Origin of the sequence: Rhodoferax sp. OV413 (assembly GCF_900104385.1) — a bacterium.
In the GTDB taxonomy this organism is placed as follows: Bacteria; Pseudomonadota; Gammaproteobacteria; order Burkholderiales; family Burkholderiaceae_C; genus Rhodoferax_B.
On sequence record NZ_FNJA01000001.1, the window covers coordinates 1,202,839 to 1,224,694 of the forward strand.

Annotated in this window: 18 protein-coding genes and 1 tRNA gene; 13 read left to right on the top strand and 6 right to left on the bottom strand. The window is 63.6% G+C overall.

Annotation, left to right across the window (positions count from 1 at the left end; translation table 11 throughout):
* Positions 1-18 precede the first annotated feature (18 nt).
* Positions 19-2,094, bottom strand: coding sequence for a sensor domain-containing diguanylate cyclase (locus BLT66_RS05530; protein WP_176954971.1), 2,076 nt, complete (start codon positions 2,092-2,094; stop codon positions 19-21).
* A 215-nt stretch (positions 2,095-2,309) separates the two neighbouring features.
* Between BLT66_RS05530 and BLT66_RS05535 the strand changes: the two genes are divergently transcribed.
* The 3 genes from BLT66_RS05535 to BLT66_RS05545 all read left to right on the top strand — a co-directional run bounded on the left by BLT66_RS05535 (position 2,310) and on the right by BLT66_RS05545 (position 6,011).
* The gene (locus tag BLT66_RS05535; RefSeq protein WP_092756472.1) at positions 2,310-2,975 is read left to right on the top strand and encodes a helix-turn-helix domain-containing protein; all 666 of its coding nucleotides are present in this window, start codon (positions 2,310-2,312) and stop codon (positions 2,973-2,975) included.
* A 59-nt stretch (positions 2,976-3,034) separates the two neighbouring features.
* Positions 3,035-3,940, top strand: coding sequence for a DMT family transporter (locus BLT66_RS05540; RefSeq protein WP_092756474.1), 906 nt, complete (start codon positions 3,035-3,037; stop codon positions 3,938-3,940).
* Positions 3,941-4,082: 142 nt separating this feature from the next.
* Positions 4,083-6,011, top strand: coding sequence for a methyl-accepting chemotaxis protein (locus BLT66_RS05545; protein ID WP_092756476.1), 1,929 nt, complete (start codon positions 4,083-4,085; stop codon positions 6,009-6,011).
* A 24-nt stretch (positions 6,012-6,035) separates the two neighbouring features.
* Here BLT66_RS05545 and clsB read toward each other — a convergent pair whose 3' ends face one another.
* From clsB to BLT66_RS05565, 4 genes are read right to left on the bottom strand one after another with little or no spacing between them, the layout of a single operon-like run.
* Entirely contained in the window at positions 6,036-7,250 is a 1,215-nt protein-coding gene (gene clsB, locus BLT66_RS05550) for a cardiolipin synthase ClsB (RefSeq protein ID WP_092756478.1), read from the bottom strand.
* Between the two features lie 5 nt (positions 7,251-7,255).
* The gene (locus tag BLT66_RS05555; protein ID WP_092756480.1) at positions 7,256-7,984 is read right to left on the bottom strand and encodes an endonuclease/exonuclease/phosphatase family protein; all 729 of its coding nucleotides are present in this window, start codon (positions 7,982-7,984) and stop codon (positions 7,256-7,258) included.
* Positions 7,981-8,445, bottom strand: coding sequence for a dihydroneopterin triphosphate diphosphatase (gene nudB, locus BLT66_RS05560; protein WP_255406780.1), 465 nt, complete (start codon positions 8,443-8,445; stop codon positions 7,981-7,983). The genes BLT66_RS05555 and nudB overlap by 4 nt, the downstream gene beginning before the upstream one ends.
* 4 nt (positions 8,446-8,449) lie before the next feature.
* Entirely contained in the window at positions 8,450-9,388 is a 939-nt protein-coding gene (locus BLT66_RS05565) for a PfkB family carbohydrate kinase (RefSeq protein WP_176954972.1), read from the bottom strand.
* 313 nt (positions 9,389-9,701) lie between these two features.
* On the opposite strand from BLT66_RS05565, the gene BLT66_RS05570 reads away from it, so the two are divergent.
* A tRNA-Lys gene (locus tag BLT66_RS05570) sits at positions 9,702-9,777 on the top strand.
* A 132-nt stretch (positions 9,778-9,909) separates the two neighbouring features.
* On the opposite strand, the gene BLT66_RS05575 is transcribed toward BLT66_RS05570, so the two are convergent.
* Positions 9,910-11,250 (bottom strand): MFS transporter, encoded by a 1,341-nt coding sequence (locus tag BLT66_RS05575; protein WP_092756486.1) that lies wholly within the window; start codon positions 11,248-11,250, stop codon positions 9,910-9,912.
* A gap of 164 nt (positions 11,251-11,414) precedes the next feature.
* On the opposite strand from BLT66_RS05575, the gene cyoA reads away from it, so the two are divergent.
* From cyoA to BLT66_RS05620, 9 genes are all read left to right on the top strand, one after another.
* Positions 11,415-12,485 carry a ubiquinol oxidase subunit II gene (gene cyoA / locus BLT66_RS05580; RefSeq protein ID WP_092756488.1) on the top strand — a complete coding sequence of 357 codons (1,071 nt, stop codon included), beginning with the start codon at positions 11,415-11,417 and terminating at the stop codon, positions 12,483-12,485.
* Positions 12,486-12,570: 85 nt separating this feature from the next.
* The gene (cyoB, locus tag BLT66_RS05585) at positions 12,571-14,577 is read left to right on the top strand and encodes a cytochrome o ubiquinol oxidase subunit I (RefSeq protein ID WP_092756490.1); all 2,007 of its coding nucleotides are present in this window, start codon (positions 12,571-12,573) and stop codon (positions 14,575-14,577) included.
* Positions 14,570-15,193, top strand: coding sequence for a cytochrome o ubiquinol oxidase subunit III (cyoC, locus tag BLT66_RS05590; protein ID WP_092756492.1), 624 nt, complete (start codon positions 14,570-14,572; stop codon positions 15,191-15,193). Before cyoB ends, cyoC begins: the two co-directional genes overlap by 8 nt.
* Positions 15,190-15,588, top strand: coding sequence for a cytochrome o ubiquinol oxidase subunit IV (gene cyoD, locus BLT66_RS05595; RefSeq protein ID WP_092756494.1), 399 nt, complete (start codon positions 15,190-15,192; stop codon positions 15,586-15,588). The genes cyoC and cyoD overlap by 4 nt, the downstream gene beginning before the upstream one ends.
* A complete protein-coding gene (locus BLT66_RS05600; RefSeq protein ID WP_092756496.1) occupies positions 15,585-16,403 on the top strand; it encodes an SURF1 family protein in 819 nt (272 codons plus the stop codon). The genes cyoD and BLT66_RS05600 overlap by 4 nt, the downstream gene beginning before the upstream one ends.
* Positions 16,387-17,730 (top strand): ATP-binding protein, encoded by a 1,344-nt coding sequence (locus BLT66_RS05605; RefSeq protein WP_092756498.1) that lies wholly within the window; start codon positions 16,387-16,389, stop codon positions 17,728-17,730. The genes BLT66_RS05600 and BLT66_RS05605 overlap by 17 nt, the downstream gene beginning before the upstream one ends.
* Entirely contained in the window at positions 17,720-18,256 is a 537-nt protein-coding gene (locus BLT66_RS05610) for a response regulator transcription factor (protein WP_092756500.1), read from the top strand. Before BLT66_RS05605 ends, BLT66_RS05610 begins: the two co-directional genes overlap by 11 nt.
* Positions 18,257-18,333: 77 nt before the next feature.
* Entirely contained in the window at positions 18,334-20,994 is a 2,661-nt protein-coding gene (gene mutS, locus BLT66_RS05615; RefSeq protein WP_092756502.1) for a DNA mismatch repair protein MutS, read from the top strand.
* A gap of 30 nt (positions 20,995-21,024) precedes the next feature.
* Positions 21,025-21,852, top strand: a complete 828-nt coding sequence (locus BLT66_RS05620; RefSeq protein WP_092756504.1) for a proteasome-type protease — start codon at positions 21,025-21,027, stop codon at positions 21,850-21,852.
* The last annotated feature ends 4 nt before the right edge of the window (positions 21,853-21,856 follow it).

The window sequence follows — 21,856 nt, forward strand, 5'->3', positions numbered from 1 at the left end:
CACGGACTCCCCTTCAACCTAAGCCCGTAGCACCACCACAGGCGACGATGCGCCGTATGTCACGACACGGTTGCGGCCGCTGCGCTTGGCGTCGTAGCAGGCGCTGTCGGCGGCCTCCAGCACCGCGGCCACGTCGGGCAGATCGGCGCTGAGCTGTACCACGCCGATGCTGGCGCTGAGGCTGAAGGTATGGGTACGCCACAGCATGCGCCAGGCTTCGACGCCGATGCGGACCTGCTCGGCAATCGTCTGGGCGCGCTCCAGCGAGCAGCCGGGCAGCAAGATGGCGAATTCGTCGCCGCCCATGCGGGCCACGGTGTCGCTCTGGCGCACGCGCGATTCCAGCAACCGGGCGATCTGGCGTAACACCTCGTCGCCGGCCGCGTGTCCGGCGGTATCGTTGATGGGCTTGAAGCGGTCCAGGTCGATGAACATCGCACACACCTCGCCGCGCTCCTGCGGGTGGATCGCATGGGCGATGGCGCTGGCCAAGCGGGCTTCGAAATCCAGCCGGTTCGCCAGCTGGGTCAGGCTGTCGTGGCTGGCCGTCCATGACAGCTGGTCCTGGACGGCGCGGGCCGCGGTGACATCGGTCAGTATCCATATCACGCCGGCCGTCGGGTCGCTGTCGTTCACCCCACGGCCGCGCATATGCACCAGCAGCTGGCTGCCGTCCTTGCGGCGCAGCACCACCTCGCCGTCGAAGTAACCCAGCATCTTCAGCGAGACGCGGAAGCGTTCACCGGTGTCCACATAGGCCTGGGGCGACACATAGATCACCGAGGTATCCAGGCCCTGCAGTTCGCCGTCGGCATAGCCGAACAGCTGGTTGGCCTGGCTGCCTACCAGTTCGAAATGCCGGTCACGGGTGATGACGATGCCGACGGAGGCGTTCTTGAGTATGGCCTTGAGCTGCTCGACCATGGCGTTCTGGGCGGCCTGCGCCCTGCCCCGCTCCATCGTCACGTGGCGGAAGACCTGCACCAGCTCGCCGATCTCGCCGCGCGCGCGGGGCCAGCCTGCCGACGGGTCGTGCTCGGCCCCCAGCAGCCGCTGCGCCCGGTCGCGCAGCTGGGTGATGGGCCGGGTGATGTTGGAGATCAGCAATGTGGACAGCAGCGCACACAAGGCCATGATGCCGACCACCACCAGCCAGGACTCGGTATGCACCTGGCGCAGCGGCTGCAAGGCGTAGTCGGTGCTGGTAACCCTGGCCACATACCAGTCGGCGGCCGACACATGGGCAGTAGCCACCAGGTAGCGCGGCAGGTCGTGCGCGCCGCTGGCGTCGATGGCATTAGCGCCGCGGGCCCGCCACGCGGCCACCACCGGGCCCAGGCCGGGCTCGTCGTCCACCGGCTGCAGCCGGCGCTGCGCATCTGGGTGGGCCAGCACCACGCCGCTGCGGGTGTAGACGATCAGCGCCGCAGAAAACGGCCCCAGGGTCGATGCAGCGGTGGGCAGCAAATCGGAGGATTGCAAGGGAAGCACCCCGACCATCACCGCAAAGATACGGCCACCCAGATCGCGGATCGGCACGGTCATTACCACCATGGGCTCGGACACCGGGTCGCTGACGCTGGGATCGGACACGCCATTAACCCCCATGGTGACGGTGCGCTGAAAATACGCCTCGCGGGTGAAGTCCACCCCTTCCAGCAGTTGCACGCTGCGCGCCGCCCGGGCCCGCACAGTGCCGTCGATCTTCACCACCTGCACCGCCGAGAACATCTGCAACATGAACGGATGGCTGTGCAGCTGGCGCTCCAGGGCCGAGGGCCGCTCCAGCAATTCAGGACTGATGCTGCTGGCCATCAGGCCCAGACTGGCCTGCACCCGGGCGATCTTGCTACCGAGCATTTCGGCTGCCAGTTCCACCTCGTCGCGCTGCTGCGAGCTGAAGCTACGCAAGATGACGCGTTCGCTCTCGTAAGCCATGAAATAGCTGGAGGCCACGCCCGACAGCAAGGCCGACATGACCGCCACCAGCAGCACGCGGAACTTGAGGGTGCCGGCCAGTTGCACACACCAACGCCGCAGCGACCGCCAGGGCGAGCGGGGTTTGGGAGTGGCATCAGCGGCAACAGAGGGCATGGTGGTTGTGGAGTGTCGGGCCCGAGCCCATGGCAGAACGCCCGCAAGCATGGCCCGCAGCATAAATCCAGCCGTATGGCCGAACCCTGTATCCCATCCAAGTTCGTAACAAATTGATTCTTACCGCCAGCCCCTTGCCTGTCCAGCGGAGAAACACGCAGCTGTCGCGCCAGCACACACAAGGGCTTGCAGCGCTTGCTTTTATAGTGCGGTCCATGGCCACTTCCCTGCAAGCCCGCTGCGACATCCGCCGCTACAGCGGCGAACACCAGTCGCACGCGCACGAACATGCCCAGATCATGTTCGCGCTGCACGGCCGCATGGAGCTGGAGATCGGTGGCCGCGCCAGCTTTGCCGACACTGCCTGCGGCGTGATCGTGCCGGCCGGCGTGGCCCACGGCTTCCAGGCTGCCAGCGGCACCGCGATGTGGGTGATGGACGCGCCGGCCCAGGCCGGTATCGACCGGATCAAGCGCTTTGCCGTGCCCGCGGCCTGCAGCCAACCACTGCCGGACGCCAACGCCGCAGTCCAGCTGGCGGCCATCCTGCAAGCGCCCCAGTTGCTGCAGCGCCGCAGCCTGGCGCTGCAGCAACTCGACGCCGCACTCGATGCGGAGCTGCACACGCCCTGGGACACGGCGCGCATGGCCGCCCTGTTCCACCTGAGCCCGCAACGCTTTCACGCCCGGTTGCTAGAGTTATGCCGCAACACGCCGCAGGCCTATCTGCGCGCCCGCCGCCTGCAGCGGGCGATGCATTGGATACAGGCCGGCACGCCGCTGGAAACCGCCGCGCTGCAGGTGGGCTACCGCAGCGCCAGCGCCCTGGCCTATGCGCTGAAACGCGAACATGGCGTGGGGGCCAGGCAGCTGCGCGGCTGAGCACTGCAGTACAAGAGTCTCTCGACATTCGGTCGCCTGCCTGGCCCCAGCATGGCGGCATGAAAAACCATTCTCTCAGCGGTAGCCTGATGGTGCTGGGCGCGGCCGTGCTGTGGGGCACGACCGGCACCGCGCAAAGCCTGGCTCCACCCCATTTGTCGGCCTACTGGATAGGCGCGCTGCGCCTGGCGGTGGCCGCCGCATTTTTTGCGCTGTACACCGTCTGCACTGAGCCGCGCCGCCAGTGGTGGCAAGACCTGCACCGGCTGCGCTGGTCCGAGGTCTGGCTGGCGGGCGCATGCATCGCCGGCTACAACCTGGCCTTTTTTGCCGGGGTGAAAGCCAGCGGCGTCGCCATAGGTACCGCCATCGCCCTGGGCAGCGGCCCGGTGTGGGCGGGGCTGCTGCAGTGGCTGGTACTGCGCCACACGCCCCGCCCGGCCTGGTGGCTGGGCACGCTGCTGGCCGTCAGCGGCGGTAGCTGGATGGTTCTGGGTGGTGGCCCACAACAAGCGTTCAGCCTGCACGGCACGTTACTGTGCCTGGCAGCGGGCCTGGGCTACGCCGGCTATGCACTGCTGAACCAACGGCTGGTGCAGGCCGCCTCACCGGCAACGGCCACGCTGGGAGTCTTTGGCGCGGCGGCGCTGCTGGCGGTGCCGGTGGCACTGGGCTTGTCGGGCGGCATCCGCATGGCGGCGACCGACGTGATGGTGGTGGGCTACCTCGGCATCGTGACGACCGGCATCAGCTACCTGCTGTTCAGCCACGCGCTGCGCCGGATTGCCAGCGCCACCGCGGTCACGCTGGCCTTGGCCGAGCCCCTGGTGGCGTTTGTGCTGGCGGTATGGCTGCTGCATGAGCCCGCGCCTTGGACCGCCTATGCGGGCCTGACCCTGGTGCTGGCAGGCCTGGCCTGCGTCATCGTGGCCGAAATGGGGGCAAAACCAAGCACAAAGATATAGCAGCAGACGCCCGACAGGCTTGGCATTCTGCAAAAACACTACGCAACGGACACCGCGCTGCCGATAAGGCTAAAGGCATTCATCAGCATGTATTAACATGCAATGATTAACCAATTGTTACGATTTAGCCCGGAAGTCCACCATGACCAACTCCCCCGCAAGCCACCAGTCGGTTGCCCGCAAACTCGCCTTGATGTCCATCGCCGGGCTGGCACTGGTGCTGCTGGCCGTCAGCATGGCCATCGGCTACCTGGAAAAACGCAGTACCCACGCGCTGATGGTGTCTTCGGTGGCCGAGCGGGTGCAGAGCATGGTTGCCGTGGCGGATGCCACCGACCAGATCAGCCGCGAAGTGGTGCAGCGCTCCTACCTGGCCTTCCGCCAAGAGTTTGATCCCGCACCCCGGCTGGAAGAAGGCACGGATGAACTGAAGAGCTTTGGCACGCCCATCAACGGCGACTTCACCGCTGTCGACAAGTTCAGCAAAGACACCGGCGGCGTCGCCACGGTGTTCATGAAGAAGGGCGATGACTTCATTCGCATCACCACCTCGCTGAAGAAGCAGGACGGCGAACGCGCAATGGGCACCCTGCTGGACCGCGCCCACCCGGCCTACAAGCTGATACTGGCCGGCCAGTCCTACACCGGGCTGGCCATGCTGTTCGGCAAGCAGTACATGACCCACTATGCGCCGCTGCTCGACTCTGGCGGAGCCATCGTGGGCATTTTGTTTGTGGGCAGCGATACCTCCTTGCAACAGGTGTCATTGGAGAAGCAGATCAACGACGTGCGCTTCTTCAGCTCAGGCGGCATCTATTACATCGACGCGCGCGGCGCGCCCGCCGATTACCGCTTCACCCTGCACCCCACAGCCAAGGGCAAGAAGGTGCTGGAAGCCTATCCGCAGGCTGAGGGCTTCTTGACCGCCTTGGCGGCGGCACCGGACGGCTATGTGCGCGATGCCGCCACCCTGTTTGGCGCGCAGCCCACCGATACCTGGGCCGTGCTGCGCAAAACCAAATCGGGTACCGGCTGGCTGATTGCCGAGGTGTCCGAGAGCGAATCCATGGCCGAGTACTGGCGCAATATGACCACCATCTGGTCCCTGCTGGCCGCCACAGCCGTGCTGCTGGGCGTTGGCCTGTATCTGCTGGTGCGCCGCAATGTGAGCCAGCCGCTGGGCGAGCTGACCCAGGCCATCACCACCGTCACCCAGGGCGACCTGACCCAGGCCTTCCAGACGCAGCGCCAGGATGAAATCGGCATGCTGGTGCGCGAGGTCGAGAGCCTGCGGCAGCGCTACATGCAGGCCTTGTCGCAGGTCCGCGCATCGGTGGAGAGCATAGGTACGGCCAGCTCCGAAATCGCCACTGGCAACCAGGACCTGAGCGCGCGCACCGAGCAGACCGCCAGCAATCTGCAGCGCACCGCCAGCAGCATGGACCAGCTGACCAACACGGTGCAGCATTCGGCAGACGCCGCCCGCCAGGCGAACCAACTGGCAGCGTCGGCGGCCGAAGTTGCCGCCCGCGGCGGCGCGGTGGTGGGCCAGGTGGTGACCACCATGGTGGACATCAACCACAGCTCGAAGAAGATCGCCGACATCATCGGCGTGATCGACGGCATCGCCTTCCAGACCAATATCCTGGCCTTGAACGCCGCCGTGGAAGCCGCCCGCGCGGGCGAGCAAGGCCGCGGCTTTGCGGTTGTGGCCAGCGAGGTGCGTAGCCTGGCGCAGCGCAGCGCCGAAGCCGCCAAAGAGATCAAGACCCTGATCAGCGCCTCGGTAGACAAGGTGGAGTCGGGCTCCCGGCTGGTGCAAAACGCCGGCAGCACCATGGACGAAATCGTCAGCTCGGTGAAGCAGGTCAGCGACATCATCAGCGAGATCACCGCCGCGGCCTCCGAGCAGTCGGACGGCATCCGCGAGGTCAACACCGCCGTCGGCCAGCTGGACCAGATGACGCAGCAAAATGCCGCCTTGGTCGAACAGTCGGCCGCGGCCGCCGAGAGCCTGCGCGAACAGGCCGAGCGCCTGGCGCAGGCGGTGGCGGTCTTCAAGCTGGGCTAAAAACCACGGGCCCTTTTTGCGTTTCTAGTAGCGATTGCCCGTGACCAGCAGGGCCAGCCGCATCACCAGCATGGCCAGGTACTCCAGGCCACGCTGGCGCAGCGAGCGGCTGGCGTACTGCGCCGGGTCCATCTGCGTGCCGTCTTCGGCCATGGCCAACAGCAGGCGGTCGCGCAAGGTGGCCGCAAACGCCTTGTCGTCCACCACCACATTGGCTTCGCGCGCCAGCAGCAAGCTCAAGGGGTCGAGATTGGACGAGCCCACCGTGGCCCAGTGGCCGTCGATCACCGCCACCTTGGCGTGCAAGAAGCTGGGCGCGTACTCAAAGATATCCACCCCGGCCCCCAGCAGCACGCCGTAGACCGGCCGGGCCGCGTAGTACTGCATGAAATATTCGTAACGCCCCTGCAGCAGCAGTTGCACCCGCACGCCGCGCTCGGCTGCCCGCACCAGCGCCTGGCGCAGGCGAAAGCCGGGCACAAAGTAGGCATTGGCAATGATGATCTCGTGCCGCGCGGCAGCAATCGCCCGCAGGTAGGCGCGTTCGATCTGCGCGCGGCTGCGCAAATTATCACGTAATACGAGTGCAGCGCTGGTGGTATCTGCGCTAGCAGCTATGGATTCAGTAGCACTCCAACTGCGGCGCCGACGCGCCAGCAGGGTGTGCATCGCCCTTTGCAATTCATGCTGGCGCAGATCGCGCACGGCCTGCAGGCGCCGCCAGAGCACCGCCATGGTGGTGCTGGTTTGGGCCACCAGGGGACCGGTCACGCGCACCGCGAAGTCGAAGCGCGGCGACTGCAAGACACCAAAATTCGGATCGTGGAAGTCGTCCAGGATGTTGATGCCGCCGCAGAACGCCACCGCGCCGTCCACCACGCACAGCTTGCGGTGCAGGCGCCGCCAGCGGGTGGGCAGCAGCAGCGCCAGCATATTCACCGGCGAGTAGACCCGCCAAAGCACACCGGCCCGCTGGAACCGGTCGCGCCAGACTGCCGGCATGGCGCCGGTGCCCAGGCCATCGACCACCACACTGGTGGGCACGCCGCGCTGGGCGGCCCGGATCAAGGCTTCGGCCACCTCGGCGCCCGCGCCGGTGCAGTCAAAAATATAGGTTTCCAGCCGAATCTCGTGCTGGGCAGCGTCCATGGCCGCCACCAGCGCCGGAAACAGCGCTTGGCTGCCTTCCAGTAACTGCAAGCTGTGGCCACCACGCAATGGGGGGTAGGCGCGCGCCATCGGGCTCAGATTTCGAATTCGGCCAGCAGCGGCAAATGGTCGGACATGCGCCACCAGATGCGGCCGCGCGGCACCTCCAGGCCCAGCGGCTTCATGCCCCGGGCATAGACGTAGTCGAGCTGCGCCAAAGGCAGACGCGAGGGGTAGGTACGCGCGTCGTTGGACACAAAGGCCTGCAGGTGGATGCGGTTCAGCGCATGGCGCATCTGGCTGCCCCAGTCGTTGAAATCGCCGGCCACGATCAGGGGCGCATCGCCCGGCACCTCGCGCGCAATATAGGACGACAGCTGCTGCACCTGGCGTATCCGGCTGGCCGGGATCAGGCCCAGATGCACCACGATCACATGGATCGGCACGCCGTGGGCTTCGACGTGCACGTGCAGCAAGCCGCGCTGCTCGAAGCGGTGGTCCGACATGTCCTCGTGCTTGTGCCACACCACAGGCCAGCGCGACAGCAAGGCGTTGCCGTGCTCGCCGTGGCGGGTGACGGCATTGGTCTGGTAGACCGACTCGTAACCCTCGGGCGCCAGATAGTCGGCCTGGGGCAGATCCGGCCAATGGGTGAAGTACTTTTGCTCGCTGCGATTGAGCTTGCGCACCTCTTGCAGGCAAACGATGTCCGCATCCAGCTGCTCTACCGCATGGCCCAGGTTGTGGATTTCCAGGCGCCGCGTCGGCCCCAGACCCTGCACACCCTTGTGGATGTTGTAGGTGGCTACACGCAAAACAGTCATAGAAGAAAGCGAGGGAGCATCAAAATCGCCTCGGCGTTAGAAGGTGAAAAGCAGGTCTGCGCAGCCACATAGTACGGCAACCATTGGTAGGCCGTATGTTCGCGCGGGCTCAGCTGCACAGGCGTGCCCGCAGGTACCTGCAGGCCAAACACCCGCTCGCGGTTGCGCACCACGCCGGGGGCATAGCGGTGGCGCCATTGGGGGTAGATTTCGTAGACGTTTTCCAGCTGCCAGTCGCGCAGCATGGGGGCCAATGGGGAGCCTTCGCCGCACAGAATGCCGGTTTCTTCCTGCACCTCCCGCGCCGCAGTGTGGTGGAAATCCTCGTCCCAGCTGTCCTTGCTGCCAGTGACCGACTGCCAATGCTCCTGGGCATCGGCACGGCGGATCAACAGCACATCCAGAGCGGCGGTGTGCAGCACCACCAGTACCGATTCTGGAATCTTGTGCGGCGTAGTCACAGCCTCAGCTCTGCGCGGCCAGAAACTGGTCGAGCTCGGCGCGGTCGGGCCCATTCACCACGCCGCCATTGCGCTGGCATTTCAGCGCCGCAGCCGCAGCCGCAAACCGGATGGCAGAACGATCACCCTGGCCTTGCGCCAATGCCAAGGCCAGCGCGGCATGGAACACGTCGCCCGCGCCATTGGTGTCCAGCGCCTTGACCGGAAAGGACGGAATCGTATGCAGCACGCCTTCGCTGCCGCGCTTCCAGCGCACGCCGCGCGGCCCCAGAGTCACCACCGCCACCTGGGTACCCGCATCCAGCGCGGACTGCAGCGCCGCCTCCACCGGCAAGCCCGGCGCAAACGCGGCCAGGCCGGACTCGGAAAACACCGACCAATCGGCCAGCGGACTGAGGGTTTGCAAATCTGCCTGCGGCGAGAGATCTCCATCCAGCATGCTCAGCACGCCCGCAGCACGGGCCCAGCGCAAGGCCGTGATAGCCCCGGCCATCCAGCGCGGGTCCACCATCACCACGTCCGAACCTTGCAGGAAGGACACATCCAAAGCCTCGGCATTGCGCAACGCGTCGCCACGGCAATTGAAGATCTGGCGCTCGCCCTGGGCATCAATCACCACGGCCGAGATCGACGAGGTCGTGCCCGGCACCCGCTGCAAGCCCTGGCAGTCCACGCCGTAGCTGTGCACCCGCTGCGCCAGAAATCGCCCTGCCTCATCGTCCCCTACCGCACCAAACAAGCCCACGCGGGCGCCCAGACGGGCCGCAGCGATGGCTGCATTGGCAGCCATTCCGCCGGACACCATGCGGTAGGCCTGTGCGGGGGTCTTGGTAGGCTGCGAAGGAAACTCAGCGATGTCAAAACAATGGTCCAGGGCCGCATGCCCCACCGTGCTGATACGCGGACCGGCCGCGCGGTCCGGGATACCCGAAATCTCATCCATGCTCATACCGTCCTTCTGTAATGCCACGGCATTCCGGTGTACCAAGCGGGGCACACCCTAAAAGAACATTGTGTCGCAAGCTACAGCGCATCTTTGTATCGGCCTACTTGAATTTAGACAAAATTAGCCCTTACAACACAGAAAGACTGCGCCCAAAGCTACAAAATACATAGCACTCATGCAGCATAAACCGACATGACCGAGCCGACAAATGCAAGAAGCTTTTGAGTCCTGCAAAAATCACTAAAAGTTAGTGCATAATAGCGGGCTTGCCACAAGCGAACTTCTTACTTGTGGCACCCAGTTTTAAAGTGGGTTCTTAGCTCAGTTGGTAGAGCAGCGGACTCTTAATCCGTAGGTCGACAGTTCGAATCTGTCAGGACCCACCACTTTATAAAAAAGCCCTTGTGAGCAATCACAAGGGCTTTTTTTATTTCAGCACCAGAGATCCATCCGATCCCACCTGCAGAGCGACCTCCATCCGTATATCTACAAATGGATGCCGCTCCACTCCTCCTACATCAATCCCGAACTTCCATTGCGCGATTCAGCCGCAGTGCAGCCAGCGTGCAAACCGCCCCAGAGAGCAGATAAACACTGACATACGCAAGCCCGAAGTGGGCCGACAAACCCAGAGCCACCAAGGGCGCAAACGCGGCACCAATCAGCCAGGCCACATCGGCCGTTAGCGCAGCGCCGGTGTAGCGGAACTTGGCGGCGAAATTGGCGGTCACCGCGCCTGCAGCCTGCCCGTACGATAAGCCCAGCAAGGCGAAGCCGATCAAAATGAAGGCGTCCTGCATCGCGGGCGTACCGCCAAGCAACATCGGCGCAAATCCACTGAACACAGCAATCAGGCAGGCCAGCAAACCCAGCGTATTGCGACGACCAATACGGTCGGCAAGCAAACCCGAAGTCACGATGCCCACAATCCCGATGGCACCGCCCACAATCTGCACCACCAGCACATCATTGATTGGCTGGGTCGCATGGATGGCAATCCACGACAAGGGGAATACAGTGATCACATGGAACAAGGCATAGCTGGCCAATGCCACAAATGCGCCAATGAACACGTTGTAGCCTTGGCTACGGACCAGTTCGATGGTGCCAGTGGGTTCCAGCGCGCGGTCTTCCAACAGCTTGGTGTACTCATCGGTAACCACCAGCTGCAAACGGGCAAACAGCGCTACCACGTTGATAGCGAAAGCCACGTAAAAAGGATAGCGCCAGCCCCATTCCAGGAAGTCAGCCAGGGGCAGACTGGAATGCAGGAACAAAAACAAACCGCTGGCAACCATGAAACCAATCGGCGCCCCCAACTGACCCAGCATCGCATACCACCCGCGACGGCCCGGAGGCGCACTCAGCGCCAGCAGGGACGGCAGACCATCCCAAGACCCCCCTAGCGCAATGCCTTGCAGGAATCGCAACACCGACAACAACACGATGGCCGTGAAGCCCAAGGTCGCATAGCCGGGCAAAAAGGCCATGCCGGCGGTGGAGAAACCCAACAAGAACAGCGCCGAAGTCAGCTTGACGCCGCGCCCCCAACGCCGTTGGATCGCCATGAACAAGGCCGAGCCCAGTGGTCTGGCAATAAAAGCAAACGAGAAAACCACAAAGGCCAGCAGCGTTCCCTGCAGCCGCTCTTCAAACGGAAAGAACACCGAGGGGAACACCAGCACCGAGGCGATGCCGTAGACAAAGAAGTCGAAGTATTCAGAAGTGCGCCCAATAATCACCCCGACGGCGATATCGCCGGGTGCCACATTGGCGTGGTCGTCGTTGCCATCCGGAACATTGGACGCCAAATTGCGTAATGGCGTGGAGGGATATTCCTGGGCGATGCTTTGCACCATACTGGCTCCTTGCTATATTGACACGGTGCGAATGATGGATATCGCGGCTCACACCGTTGCAGATATGTTGCCACAGGGATAGGACAAAATGTCCAGCGCCCATGGCGCTTGTATCAGGGAAAATACTTAATTCTTTTTGTTTTCGCTTTTCATACTTGCCTGGCATGCCATCCTCTAAAACACTTCGCGGACTGCTTCTGTTGCCAGCTATCGCTCTACTGGCGGGCTGCAAAGCGGTACTACTGAGCCCGTCTGGCGATATCGCCACACAGCAACGTGATCTGATCATCATCTCAACGCTGTTGATGATGCTGATCATCGTACCGGTGATCGTATTAACCTTGCTGTTCGCTTGGCGTTACCGCAAGTCCAACACTGCCGCCACCTACGATCCCGAGTGGAACCACTCCACCAAGCTGGAACTGATGATCTGGGGAGCGCCCCTGCTGATCATCATTGCACTGGGAGCACTGACCTGGATCAGCACGCATACGCTGGACCCCTACCGCCCCCTGCAACGCCTGGATTCCGAACGCGAGATCCCGGCCGGCGTCAAGCCTCTGGTGGTGGAAGTGGTCGCTCTCGACTGGAAATGGCTGTTCATCTACCCAGAACAAGGGATTGCGGTAGTAAATGAGCTGGCTGCCCCCGTAGACCGCCCCATCACCTTCAAGATCACGGCTTCATCGGTGATGAACTCGTTCTTCATTCCGGCTCTTGCCGGCCAAATCTACGCTATGCCAGGTATGGAAACCAAGCTGCACGCTGTGATCAACCAGCCCGGCGAGTTTGAAGGTTTCTCGGCCAATTACAGCGGCGCGGGCTTCTCCGACATGCGTTTCAAGTTCCACGGCATGCCAGTGGCGGACTTTGACAACTGGGTCAAGACGGTCAAAACCGGTGGCGGCGAATTGGGCCGCGACCGCTACCTGCAACTAGAACGCCCCAGCGAACGCGAGCCCGTCAGCCGCTATGCCACCGTGGCCGCCGACTTGTACGATGCCATTCTCAACCGCTGCGTTGAGAGCAACAAGATGTGCATGAAGGAGATGATGGCCATTGATGCCAAAGGCGGCTTGGGCATGCCTGGCGCCTACAACCTGGCCTCGCTGGACCCCGCCACACGCAATCGTCTGGGCCTCAACGGTGCCCCTGTCCGCACCTACGTGGGCGCAATGTGCACCGTGAGCGACCCTAGCGGCACAAGCTCCTCGCCTGTCACCCAGCCGATGTAGGGCATGGCCCGGCATCTTTTAATCCAGCGCCGCTAATCACGGCATTTCGGCCTGCGCCGCATCACTTTTGGCATCCGGAATAACGATGTTCGACAACCTCGACCTTACTAAGCTCATATTTGGCCGTCTCACCTGGGACGCGATTCCATTCCACGAACCTATCCTGCTGGCCACCTTCATTGCGGTGGCGCTGGGGGGTACTGCCGTTCTTGGCGCTCTGACCTACTACCGCGCCTGGGGCTACCTGTGGCGCGAGTGGTTCACCAGCATCGACCACAAGAAGATCGGCATCATGTACATCATCCTCGGCCTGGTGATGCTGCTGCGCGGCTTCGCAGACGCGATCATGATGCGCCTGCAGCAGGCCATTTCCTTCGGCGATTCAACCGGCTTTTTGCCGCCGCACCACTACGACCAGGTGTTCACTGCCCACGGCGTGATCATGATCTTCTTCGTTGCCATGCCCCTGGTGACCGGGTTGATGAACTTTGCGGTGCCGCTGCAAATCGGCGCGCGTGACGTGGCGTTTCCGTTCCTGAACAACTTCAGCTTCTGGATGACCACCAGTGGCGCCGTGCTGGTAATGATGTCACTGTTCGTGGGCGAATTTGCGCGTACTGGCTGGCTGGCCTACCCGCCGCTGTCCGGCATTCTGCACAGCCCGGATGTCGGGGTGGACTACTACATCTGGTCGCTGCAGATTGCAGGGGTGGGTACGCTGCTCTCGGGTATCAATCTGATCGCCACCATCGTGAAGATGCGCGCACCGGGCATGACCATGATGAAGATGCCAGTGTTCACCTGGACATCCTTGTGCACCAACGTCTTGATCGTGGCCGCCTTCCCGGTCCTGACCGCCGTGCTGGGCCTGCTGTCGCTGGACCGCTATGTCGGCACCAACTTCTTCACCAACGACTTTGGCGGCAACGCCATGATGTATGTGAACCTGATCTGGATCTGGGGCCACCCAGAGGTGTACATCCTGATCCTGCCGGTCTTTGGTGTGTTCTCTGAAGTGGTATCCACCTTCTGCACCAAGCGCCTGTTCGGCTATGCCTCCATGGTGTATGCCACCGTGGTGATCACCATCCTGTCCTACCTGGTGTGGCTGCACCACTTCTTCACCATGGGCTCGGGGGCTAGCGTCAACTCGTTCTTCGGCATCACGACCATGATCATTTCGATCCCGACCGGGGCGAAGATCTTCAACTGGCTGTTCACCATGTACCGAGGCCGCATCCGCTTCGAAGTGCCCATGATGTGGACCATCGGCTTCATGGTGACCTTCGTCATCGGCGGTATGACCGGCGTGCTGCTAGCCGTGCCACCTGCCGACTTTGTGCTGCACAACAGCCTGTTCCTGATCGCCCACTTCCACAACGTGATCATTGGCGGCGTGCTGTTCGGACTGCTGGCGGGCATCACCTACTGGTACCCGAAAGCCTTCGGCTACAAGCTGGATCCGTTCTGGGGCAAATGCTCGTTCTGGTTCTGGCTGATCGGCTTCTACTTCGCCTTCATGCCGTTGTACGTGCTGGGCTTGATGGGTGTGACACGCCGGGTCAGCCACTTTGAAGACCAGTCCTTGCAGATCTGGTTCCAGATTGCCGCCTTTGGCGCCTTCCTGATCGCCATCGGCATCGCCTGCTTCCTGATCCAGCTGGTGGTCAGCTACCGCAAGCGCGAATCGCTGCGCGACGTCACCGGCGACCCATGGGACGGCCGGACTCTGGAATGGTCGACCTCGTCGCCACCTCCCGCCTACAACTTTGCTTTCACCCCCGTGGTGCACGACCTGGACGCTTGGTGGGACATGAAGAAGCACGGCTATGTGCGTCCGCTGGAAGGCTTTATCTCCATCCACATGCCCAAGAACACCTGGGCTGGCATAGTGCTGGCTGGCCTCAGCACGGTCCTTGGCTTTGCCTTTATCTGGCACATGTGGCCGCTGGTGGTGCTGTCCTTTGTGGCACTCGTCGCCACCGCCATCTTCCATACCTTTAACTACAAACGCGATTACCACATCGATGCGCACGAAGTTGTTCGCACCGAAGGCGAACGCACACGACTGCTGGCTACCAACCATGTCTAACACCACGACCCTCCCCTCGGCTGGCAGCTCGCGCTTCTATCTGCGCGACGAACACCATGTAGAAAACGGCACCCTGCTCGGGTTCTGGCTCTACCTGATGAGCGACTGCCTGATCTTTGCCTGCCTGTTTGCCGTGCATGGCGTGGTCGGACGCAGCTATGCAGCGGGCCCGACCGGTGCCGATCTGTTTGATCTGCCGCTGGTGGCGCTCAACACATCGATGCTGCTGCTGTCGTCCATCACCTACGGCTTTGCCATGCTGGAGATGCAAAAGAACAAGGTGCGCAGCACCCTGGCCTGGCTGGCCGTCACCGGCCTGTTCGGTCTGGCCTTCATCAGCTTGGAGCTGTACGAATTTGCCCACCTGCTTCACGAAGGTGCTGGCCCGCAGCGCAGCGCATTCTTGTCGTCCTTCTTCACGCTGGTGGGAACCCACGGCCTGCACGTGACCTTCGGCATCATCTGGCTGGTCACCCTGATGGTGCAGGTGAGCCGCCATGGCCTGATCCCTGAAAACCGGCGCCGCCTGATGTGCCTGTCAATGTTCTGGCACTTCTTGGACGTGGTCTGGATCGGCGTATTTACCTTTGTCTACCTGATGGGAGTCTTGCCATGAGCGCACCTCACGAACCCCATGGCCATACGGGCCACGGTGACCACCACGACCACAACGACGGCGCTGCCCACAGCAGCCTGAAGGGCTACACCGTCGGTTTCATCCTTTCGGTGATCCTCACGGCCATCCCCTTCTACCTGGTCATGGGCAAAGTGTTCGACAAGTCCAGCACCACCGCCATCGTGGTCCTGGCGTTCGCCGCGGTGCAGATCGTGGTGCACATGGTGTACTTCCTGCACATGAACACCAAGTCCGAAGGCGGCTGGAGCATGCTGGCGCTGATCTTCACCGTCGTGCTCGTCGTGATCATGCTGAGCGGTTCGCTGTGGGTGATGTACCACCTGAACCACAACATGATGCCGATGTCGGTGCATGAGATGAAGAACATGCCTTGAGCCTCTCGGCCTCAACCGCAAAAGCGGGTCCGCATGATCCATCGGGCCCGCGCTCCATCGCCGTGCTGGCCGTATTGGCGGTCTGTACGGCGTTGGTATTTGTAGGACTCGTGGCCCTGGGAACCTGGCAGGTACAACGCCGGGCCTGGAAGCTTGATCTGATAGCCCAGGTGGCGCAGCGGGTCCATGCTGCTGCGGTGGCGGCGCCCGCGCCCGCGCAATGGCCGCAGGTCAACGCCGCAGCCGATGCCTACCGCCACGTTTACCTGACCGGCACCTACCTGCACGCCCAAACCACCCTGGTACAGGCGACCACCGAGCGGGGCAGCGGCTTCTGGGTGGTAACGCCGCTGCAACAGGCCGACGGCAGCTTGGTGCTGGTCAACCGCGGCTTCCTGCCCCCCGAAGCACGGGCGCAGGCACAGGCCGGCCCGGCGACCGCCACCGTCACCGGCCTGCTGCGGATGACCGAGCCCGGCGCGGCTTTTCCGCGCCGCAACGACCCCGCCGCCGACCGCTGGTATTCACGCGATATACAAGCCATCGCCAAAGCCCGCGGCCTGCACCAGGTGGCGCCCTATTTTGTCGATGCCGATGCGGCCGCCGATGGCACGGCAGAATCCTGGCCGCTGGGTGGCCTGACCGTGTTGCAGTTTCAAAACAACCACCTGGTCTACGCCATCACCTGGTACACCCTGGCCTTGATGGTCGCCGCTGCCGCCGGGTACTTGGTGCGTGACGAGCTGCGGCTGCGCCGCTTGGGCCGACCGGCCGGCGCCCTGGATACTCCACCCCACGATGCCGCCCCACACTGAAGCCACCGCCAGCCGCATCGACCCGCCCGCCGCGCCGCTGGCCCGGGTGGACGACGCCACCGGCCTGAAGAACATGCAGCAGCTGATCCAGCTGCGCTGGATCGCCGTCGTGGGCCAGATCGTCACGATTGGCGTGGTGCATTTCGGCTTCGGCATCCGTCTGCCGCTCGACCACATGCTGGCCGTGCTGGCGGGCCTGGTGGCCTTCAATGGCGCCAGCCTGCTGCGCCTGCGCATCCACCCCGAGGTCAGCAACAGCGAGCTATTCTTCGCGCTGCTGGTCGACGTGGCCATGCTGACGGCCCAGCTCTACCTAAGCGGCGGCGCCACCAATCCCTTCACCTTTCTCTACCTGCTGCAAGTCACGCTAGGCGCCGTGCTGCTGCAAGCCTGGTCCACCTGGACCATTGTGGCCATCACCGCCGCCTGTTTTGCCGGCCTGGCCCTGTTGGGGCGGCCGCTGGCCTTGCCGCTGGACCACGACCGCGGCCTGTACAGCCCCTACATCTGGGGCATGCTGATCTGCTTTGCGCTGAATGCCGCGCTGCTGGTGATCTTCATCACCCGCATCAGCCGCAACCTGCGCGAACGCGACGACCACCTGGCCGACCTGCGCCAGCGCGCCGCCGAAGAAGAGCACATCGTTCGCATGGGCCTGCTGGCCTCGGGTGCAGCCCACGAACTGGGTACGCCGCTGGCCACCCTAGCGGTGATTCTGGGCGACTGGCGCCACATGCCGGCGTTCCGCAACGACCCCGAGCTGCTGCAGGAAATCGACGAGATGCAGACCCAACTGCTGCGCTGCAAAGCCATCGTCAGCAACACCTTGCTGTCGGCCGGCGAGGCGCGCGGAGAGTCGTCGGGCAAGACCTCCATCTGCGCCTTTCTGAACGACCTGGTGGAAGAATGGCGCGCCACCCGGCCAGTGTACGCATTCGATTACACCAACCGGTTTGGCGAGGATCTGCCCATGGTGTCCGATACCGCGCTCAAGCAGATGGTCTGCAATGTGCTGGACAACGCGCTCGAAGCCTCGCCGCGCTGGCTGGGCCTGGATGTGACGCGCGATGCCAGCACCTTCACGCTGACCATCACCGACGAAGGCCCGGGCTTTGCGCCCGCCATCCTCGCGCATTTCGGCAAGCCCTTCCAGTCCAGCAAAGGCAGATCGGGCGGCGGCCTGGGTCTGTACCTGGTGCTCAACGTGGCACGCACCCTGGGTGGCAGCGTGACCGCGCGCAACCGCCCTGAAGGCGGCGCTGTCGTCACCATCACCCTACCCCTGGCTGCCGTGACCCTGAGCGAAAATGAAGCCTATGGACGCTGAACGCCTGTTACTCATCGTGGAAGACGATGCGGCATTCGCCCGCACCCTCAGCCGCTCGTTCGAGCGCCGCGGCTACACCGTGCTGCTGGCTGCCAGCCTGGACGCCGTCACTACTCTGCTGCAGTCGCATACCCCCGGCTTTGCGGTGGTGGACCTGAAGCTGCATGGCGATGCATCAGGCCTGGCCTGCGTGCAAGCCCTGCACAGCCACCACGCCGAGATGTTGATCGTGGTGCTGACCGGCTTTGCCAGCATTGCCACGGCTGTCGAGGCCATCAAGCTCGGCGCCTGCCACTACCTGGCCAAACCGTCCAACACCGACGACATCGAAGCCGCATTTGGCCGCGCCACCGGCAATGTGGAGGTAGAGCTGACCAACCGCTCGTCCTCCATCAAAACCCTGGAGTGGGAGCGCATCCACGAAACCCTGGCCGAAACCGGCTTCAATATTTCCGAGACCGCCCGGCGCCTGGGCATGCACCGGCGCACCCTGGCCCGCAAGCTGGAAAAGCAGCAGGTCAAATAGCCACAGCCATCCCCGATAATGGCCGTCCCGGCTCCGCAGCCGGACAACAACGCCGCAGCCGCGTTTTCAATCGCCCCATGGAACCCGACATCTTGAGCGCAAAAGCCCCCTCGCCCGCCCAGCTCCCAGACGCCTCTGCCGCAGGCCACACGCCCATGATGGCGCAGTACCTGGCCATCAAGGCCGGGCACCCGGAAACCCTGGTGTTCTACCGCATGGGCGATTTCTACGAGCTGTTCTTTGCCGACGCCGAAAAAGCCGCCGCCCTGCTCGACATCACCCTGACTAAGCGCGGCCAGTCGGCCGGCCAGCCGATTGCCATGTGCGGCGTGCCCTTCCACGCGATGGAAGGCTATCTGGCCAAGCTGATCAAGCTCGGCGAATCGGTGGCGATCTGCGAGCAGGTAGGCGAAGTCACCGGCAAGGGCCCGGTGGAACGCAAGGTGATGCGCGTCGTCACCCCCGGCACGCTGACCGATGCAGAGCTGCTGTCCGACAAAACCGAATCCGTATTGCTGGCCATCCACCAGGGCCCGCGCAACAGCTGCGGCCTGGCCTGGCTGAGCGTGACCCGCGCCGAAATCCACCTGGCCGAATGCCCTAGCGACGAACTCGAAGCCTGGGTCACCCGCATCGCCCCCAGCGAGCTGCTGCACAGTACCGACACCAGCGCCAGCTTTGCCCAGCGCATCCAGGCGCTGAAGCGCGCCACCGCGCAGGGCGTGGCCATGTCCACCACCGCCCGGCCCGCCTGGCAGTTTGACGCCGCCCTGGGCCAGCGCAAGCTGCTGGAGCAGCTGCACGCCGCCACCCTGGCCGCCTGGCATGCCGACGACCTGCCGCAGGCCCATGCCGCCGCCGCCGCCCTGCTCGGCTTTGCCGAACACACCCAGGGCCGGGCGTTGTCGCATGTGCAGACCATCCGGGTGCAAAAAGGCGATGCCAGCATCAGCCTGCCGCTGTCGACCCGGCGCAATCTGGAGCTGACCCAAACCCTGCGCGGCGAAGACAAGCCCACGCTGTTCTCCCTGCTCGACACCTGCAGCACCAGCATGGGCAGCCGGGCGCTGAAGCGCTGGCTGCTGGAGCCGCAGCGCGACCGCAGCGAAGCCGCATTGCGCCTGCAAGCCATCGCCGTGCTGCGCGAAGCCGGCCAAGGCCAGCGCCTGCGCGACCAGCTCAAGGGCAGTGGCGACGTGGAGCGCATCAGCGCCCGCATCGCGCTGCGCCAGGTGCGGCCGCGCGAACTGGTGGCATTGCAGCTGACGCTACAAAAAACAGAGCTACTCGTGCAGTCACTACCTGCGCAAACGGCACTTTTGGCTCAAATTTCTGCAGCCCTGCATCCACCCGAAGGCTGCGCCGACCTGCTGCAGCGCGCGGTCTTCGACGAACCCTCGGCCTTGGTGCGCGACGGCGGCGTGATCAACCGCGGTTTCGACGCCGAACTGGACGAGCTGCGCGACATCCAGACCAACTGCGACGCGTTTTTGCTGGACCTGGAAACCCGCGAAAAAGCCCGCACCGGCATCGCCAACCTGCGCGTGCAGTTCAACAAGGTACACGGCTTCTACATCGAAGTCACCCAGGGCCAGGTGGACAAAGTGCCCGACGACTACCGCCGCCGCCAGACGCTGAAAAACGCCGAGCGTTTCATCACCCCCGAGCTCAAAGCCTTTGAAGACAAGGCATTGAGCGCCCAGGAGCGCGCCTTGTCGCGCGAGAAATGGCTGTTTGAGCAGCTGCTCGACCAGCTGCAGGCCTATGTGCCACGCCTCGGACAGTTGGCCTATGCGCTGGCCGCGTTGGACGTGCTGTGCACCCTGGCCGAACGCTCACTGACCCTGAACTGGTGCGCACCGGTATTCGTCAAGGAACCCTGCATCGCCATCGAAGGCGGCCGGCACCCGGTAGTCGAGGCACGCCTGGCCGAGGCCTCCAGCGCCAGCTTCATCGCCAACGACACCGCCATGGGCCACCGCCAGCGCATGCAGATCATCACCGGCCCGAACATGGGTGGTAAATCGACCTATATGCGCCAGGTGGCCATCATCGTGCTGCTGGCCAGCATGGGCAGCTATGTGCCGGCCAATGCCTGCCGGCTCGGCCCCATCGACGCCATCCACACCCGCATCGGCGCGGCCGACGACCTGGCCAACGCCCAATCGACCTTCATGGTCGAGATGACCGAGGCCGCGCAAATCCTGCACAGCGCCACTGCGCACAGCCTGGTGCTGATGGACGAGATCGGCCGCGGCACCTCCACCTTCGACGGCCTGGCCCTGGCCAGCGGCATCGCCGCGCACCTGCACGACAAGACCCAGGCTTTCTGCCTGTTTGCCACGCATTACTTCGAACTCACCGAGTTTCCGGCCCAGCACCATGGTGCGGTCAACATGCATGTCAGCGCAGCAGAATCCGGCCGCGACATCGTCTTTCTGCACGAACTGCAGCCCGGCCCGGCCAGCCGCAGCTACGGCATCCAGGTAGCACGCTTGGCCGGCATGCCGGCCGCAGTGCTGAACCATGCGCGCCACACGCTGTCGGCGCTGGAAGAACACGCGCTCGGCAGCCAGGCCCAGGTGGATCTGTTTGCCGCGCCGCCGGAAAACCCTGCCGACGGACCCAGCCCTTTAGAATCGGCACTGGCCAGCATCCAGCCAGATGCGCTGTCGCCGCGTGAAGCGCTGGAAGCGCTGTACAGCCTCAAAAAACTAGCCCAACGCGAGCAGGGCTGACCTGCTGCTCCACTACCCCACCATTCCGCCATGACCTACTGCGTCGCCATCAAACTCAATGCCGGGCTGGTCTTCCTGTCCGATTCCCGCACCAATGCCGGGCTCGACCAGATCAGCACCTTCCGCAAGATGATCGTCTACGAGAAGCCGCAAGACCGCTTCATGGTGCTGCTGTCGGCCGGCAACCTGAGCATCTCGCAGTCCATCCGCGAGATCCTGCAGGTCGAGCAGCTCAAGGAACACGAAGACAGCGAGCCCATCACCATCTGGAACGCCAAGAGCATGTTCGACGCCGCCCGCGTGCTGGGCGCGGCGGTGCGCCGGGTCTACGACCGCGACGCGGTGTCGCTGCGCCAGGCCGGCGTGGAATTCAATGCTTCGATGATCTTTGGCGGCCAGATCAAGGGCGAAGGTATGCGCCTGTTCCAGGTCTATTCGGCCGGCAACTTCATCGAAGCCACGCCCGAGACCCAGTACTTCCAGATCGGCGAATCCAAGTACGGCAAACCGGTGCTGGACCGCGTGATCTCCCCCGCCACGCCGCTGGACGAAGCCGCCAAATGTGCGCTGGTGTCCATGGACTCGACCCTCAAGTCGAACCTGTCGGTCGGCCTGCCGCTGGACCTGGTGGTCTACGAAGCCGATAGCTTCCAGACCGACAAGGTGGTCTGCATCGACGAAAACAACCCCTATATGCGCATGCTGCACAGCAGCTGGGGCCAGAAGCTGCGCGAGGTATTCGACAGCATCGAAGACCCGATGTGGAACGGCGAGCAAACCGACATCCCGCTGATGGTGGAGTCGCAGCGCGGCAAGCCACTGCGCAAGATCACCACGCCGCAAGAGCGGCTGATTTAACGCG

Excerpts from the sequence above, each read along its gene's own strand:
- cyoB (WP_092756490.1), top strand. The coding sequence starts at position 12,571 with ATGTTCGACAACCTCGACCTTACTAAGCTCATATTTGGCCGTCTCACC.
- BLT66_RS05555 (WP_092756480.1), bottom strand. The coding sequence starts at position 7,984 with ATGACTGTTTTGCGTGTAGCCACCTACAACATCCACAAGGGTGTGCAG.
- BLT66_RS05610 (WP_092756500.1), top strand. The coding sequence starts at position 17,720 with ATGGACGCTGAACGCCTGTTACTCATCGTGGAAGACGATGCGGCATTC.
- BLT66_RS05575 (WP_092756486.1), bottom strand. The coding sequence starts at position 11,250 with ATGGTGCAAAGCATCGCCCAGGAATATCCCTCCACGCCATTACGCAAT.
- mutS (WP_092756502.1), top strand. The coding sequence starts at position 18,334 with ATGGAACCCGACATCTTGAGCGCAAAAGCCCCCTCGCCCGCCCAGCTC.
- cyoD (WP_092756494.1), top strand. The coding sequence starts at position 15,190 with ATGAGCGCACCTCACGAACCCCATGGCCATACGGGCCACGGTGACCAC.
- BLT66_RS05605 (WP_092756498.1), top strand. The coding sequence starts at position 16,387 with ATGCCGCCCCACACTGAAGCCACCGCCAGCCGCATCGACCCGCCCGCC.
- BLT66_RS05530 (WP_176954971.1), bottom strand. The coding sequence starts at position 2,094 with ATGCCCTCTGTTGCCGCTGATGCCACTCCCAAACCCCGCTCGCCCTGG.
- BLT66_RS05535 (WP_092756472.1), top strand. The coding sequence starts at position 2,310 with ATGGCCACTTCCCTGCAAGCCCGCTGCGACATCCGCCGCTACAGCGGC.
- cyoA (WP_092756488.1), top strand. The coding sequence starts at position 11,415 with ATGCCATCCTCTAAAACACTTCGCGGACTGCTTCTGTTGCCAGCTATC.
- BLT66_RS05620 (WP_092756504.1), top strand. The coding sequence starts at position 21,025 with ATGACCTACTGCGTCGCCATCAAACTCAATGCCGGGCTGGTCTTCCTG.
- BLT66_RS05545 (WP_092756476.1), top strand. The coding sequence starts at position 4,083 with ATGACCAACTCCCCCGCAAGCCACCAGTCGGTTGCCCGCAAACTCGCC.
- cyoC (WP_092756492.1), top strand. The coding sequence starts at position 14,570 with ATGTCTAACACCACGACCCTCCCCTCGGCTGGCAGCTCGCGCTTCTAT.
- BLT66_RS05565 (WP_176954972.1), bottom strand. The coding sequence starts at position 9,388 with ATGGATGAGATTTCGGGTATCCCGGACCGCGCGGCCGGTCCGCGTATC.
- BLT66_RS05540 (WP_092756474.1), top strand. The coding sequence starts at position 3,035 with ATGAAAAACCATTCTCTCAGCGGTAGCCTGATGGTGCTGGGCGCGGCC.
- clsB (WP_092756478.1), bottom strand. The coding sequence starts at position 7,250 with ATGGCGCGCGCCTACCCCCCATTGCGTGGTGGCCACAGCTTGCAGTTA.